Annotated in this window: 5 protein-coding genes; 3 read left to right on the top strand and 2 right to left on the bottom strand. The window is 68.9% G+C overall.

Annotated features, from left to right (window positions below; all coding sequences use genetic code 11):
* Positions 1-95: 95 nt before the first annotated feature.
* Positions 96-227 (top strand): hypothetical protein, encoded by a 132-nt coding sequence (locus tag ACY45C_RS03800; RefSeq protein WP_462186260.1) that lies wholly within the window; start codon positions 96-98, stop codon positions 225-227.
* A complete protein-coding gene (locus tag ACY45C_RS03795; RefSeq protein WP_462186259.1) occupies positions 224-634 on the top strand; it encodes a PIN domain-containing protein in 411 nt (136 codons plus the stop codon). The genes ACY45C_RS03800 and ACY45C_RS03795 overlap by 4 nt, the downstream gene beginning before the upstream one ends.
* A 62-nt stretch (positions 635-696) precedes the next feature.
* Here ACY45C_RS03795 and ACY45C_RS03790 read toward each other — a convergent pair whose 3' ends face one another.
* A complete protein-coding gene (locus tag ACY45C_RS03790) occupies positions 697-936 on the bottom strand; it encodes a helix-turn-helix domain-containing protein (RefSeq protein WP_462186258.1) in 240 nt (79 codons plus the stop codon).
* Between the two features lie 266 nt (positions 937-1,202).
* Between ACY45C_RS03790 and ACY45C_RS03785 the strand changes: the two genes are divergently transcribed.
* On the top strand, positions 1,203-1,892 hold the full coding sequence (locus ACY45C_RS03785; RefSeq protein ID WP_462186257.1) for a response regulator transcription factor: 690 nt from the start codon (positions 1,203-1,205) through the stop codon (positions 1,890-1,892).
* Positions 1,893-2,192: 300 nt separating this feature from the next.
* Here the strand turns inward: ACY45C_RS03785 and ACY45C_RS03780 are convergent.
* Positions 2,193-3,041: hypothetical protein (locus ACY45C_RS03780; protein ID WP_462186256.1), on the bottom strand; the 849-nt coding region annotated here is incomplete at its 5' end.

The following is a 3,041-nucleotide window of genomic DNA, read 5'->3' as shown; positions in this document are numbered from 1 at the left end:
ATACGAGCTAGGAGTCCGTCTCGTGGGCTCGGAGATGTGTATAAGAGACAGGGCTGCCCGGTGACCGGGTGCGCGTCCGGCGCATGGGAGACGGCGTGCTGCTGGAGCCGATCGCGTCCGATGTCGATGCCTGGTTCACCGAGCTGGACCGTTTCGCGGACGTGCCGCTGTTCGAGGACGGCAGGAACCAGCCGCCGACGCCCGCCGGGGAGGACTTCTTCGGATGAGCTACCTCCTGGACACCAACACTGTGGTCGCGCTGCTGCGGAACAAGCCCGCCGGCGTGCGGGAACGGTACCGGGAGGCCGAAGCGTCCGAGGATTATCTCGCGCTCTCGTCGGTCGTCTTGTTCGAGCTGTGGTATGGCGTGGCGAAGAGCGCTCAGGTGCCGGAGAACACCGAGCGCCTGCGGATACTGCTCTCCGGTGACCTGGACCTGCTTGACTTCGATGACGAGGACGCCCGTACTGCCGGCGAGGTGCGCGCCGCCCTGGAGAAGGCCGGGACGCCGATTGGCGCCTACGATCTGTTGATCGCCGGGCAGGCACTGCGGCGCGGGCTGACAGTCGTTACGGCGAACACCTCGGAGTTCAGCCGGGTCACCGGCCTGAGCTGGGAGGACTGGACGAGCTAGCCGTCGTCGGCGCCCGCTGAATTTCACCGGCTCATGTCGGACAGGGCGTGCCAGAACGTCTCCTACGCTGCGGAGCGAGGGATGACGCGGACGTCGAGGTCGGCGTCGAGTGCCTCGGCGAGCCGTTCCAGCGCCGGGAGTGTCGGTACGGTGCCGCCGGCCTCGAACCGTGCCACCGCCGACTGCGTCATGCCCGCCGCGCCGGCCAGCTCAGCCTGGCTCCAGGCGCGCCGCTGGCGCAGCGCCCATTGCCCGCGCCGACGCCGACGAACTCGCCACGAGCCGCTAGCACGTCCGAGCATCGCTCGGACGTGGACGGCCGATGATCTATGATCGTCTTCTGATGGACGTGTCCCCTCGTGACACTCGCCACGCTGGGCCCTCCCTATGCTCCACCAGCCACCCGGTGGGGATCTGCTGAAATGGTTGGCGTCGCTGGGTGCGGTGTCCCCGACGCACCCAGCGATCGGTGGGGCCCCGCGCTCCGCCAGCGGGCACCAACGCCCGTACGGCCTGACGAGGTCTGTCGCCTCGTGGCCGGCAAGTCCGGGAGAACGACTGGACCAGCATGAGCGTAGCGAACGGAACTGCAGTACCCGCAGTACCTGGCGCCATCACCGTGGCGGCAGTGGACGATCACCCGATCGTGCTTCGCGGCCTCGCGGACCTCCTTCACGACGTCGAGGACTTCAGGCTGATCGGCACCGCTCACTCCATCGAAGCCCTGCTGGCCGGCCCGGGGCACGGCGCCCAGGTGATCCTGCTCGATCTCGATCTCGGCGATGGCACCGCGCCGCCCCATAACATCCAGCGGCTGCTCGCGGTGGACCGCGCGGTCGTGGTTTTCAGCGCCGCGGCGGCTCCCGCGACGGTTCGCGACGCGATGCGCGCCGGCGCGTCGGGCTTCGTCCCGAAGACCGACGACATCGAGGATCTGGCCACCGCGATCCGCGCCGCCGCCGCGGGAACGGGGTGGATCTCGCCGCAGCTGGCATTCCTGCTGCTCACCGATGACGCCCCGGACAAACCGGGCCTGTCGCCCAAAGAAGTAGAAGCACTGCGTCTCTATGCGACCGGAATGCCCATGAAGACGGTTGCCCACAAGATGAACGTCTCTCCGGAAACGGCGAAGCAGTACATCGATCGGGTCCGATCGAAGTACCGCAAGGCCGGGCGGGACGCGAGCACCAAGGTCGACCTCTACAAACTCGCAGTGGAAGACGGCCATCTCAATCCCGGTGCCGAGGGAACGGCCTGACCCCGCCACCAGAGTGATCACGAGGACGTAGACCCGGCGCGCGCCCTCACGCCACCCCCCGCACAGCGGGAGAGCGCGCGCCCGATCAAGGAACGGAACACCTCGGCGGACATCCCCTGGCCCGGCGGCCTGTCCTCCCTGCGTCCCCTTGACTCCCCCGTGTTTCCTTGACCAGGAACATCCTCGCGGACAATGACGATTCGGTCATGACCCACATCCACCGAATCCGTTGTCCCCCAGCAAGGGGTCAGCGGAAGGACGTGGGAGCACGACCACCGGAACCGGATCGATGCGGACGGGTCACCCTCGAGGGGGCTTCGTCCTCGGCTGGAGCAGCACCGCCCCGATCAGGGCGAGGAGGCCGGCGCCGAGGCACACCGTGATCCCCGCCTGTGGACGGATCGAGATCGCATCCGCGGAAATCGCGCGGAACGAGGCGAGGGTCGGCGGCCCGTAGATGCGGTCCAGAGCGGTGATAATCACGATCAGGACCGCGATGATTCGGGCGAGGGCGACGTCGATCGCACCGGCAAGCGGCCGACGCACCAACCGTCCCACCCCGATGGCACCGAGCATGACCGCCAGGACACCGATGGTGCGCCCGTCTCCGACCACGAGACCGCTGAACGTACGTGTCTCGTCGCCGCTGGACATCTCGCTCCACGGCAGGACGGAGCCGATGCCGGCTCCGACGGCCGCCAGCACCACCATCAGCGCGGCAACCGGCCGGGACGGGGCGACCGGCCGGGGCGCGGTGATCGGTGGGAAATCGGGACTTTCCACGGCCTCATCGGCACGCCGGGCCGCAAAACCGCCGTTCGCCGGGGCCGAACCGGCGAGGTGGTCGCGAGACGCGGCCGGCCTCGGTTGTTCGGACGGCGTCGGTTGTTCGGACGGCGTCGGTTGTTCGGACGGCGTCGACGGACGATGCGTCTCGGGCAAGGCCTGCGGACGCGGGACAACCGGCCGCGGCCCCGGGTCAGCACGCCGTTCCTGATCCTCCAGGTCATGGTCGTCACCCGCGCCCCGGTTCCGCCCGGGGTATGCCTGCAGCCGGCGGTCGAAGGCCGGGCCAGGATAGGAGTCGGGATAGGAATAGGCATCGGTCACCGGCTCGCCGCCCTGCCGCGCGCCGGAGACCGGTAGGGG

Source organism: Frankia sp. CcWB2 (assembly GCF_977927585.1).
The sequence above is the reverse complement of the archived record's forward strand: the minus strand, read 5'-3'. Positions and strand labels throughout refer to the sequence as shown.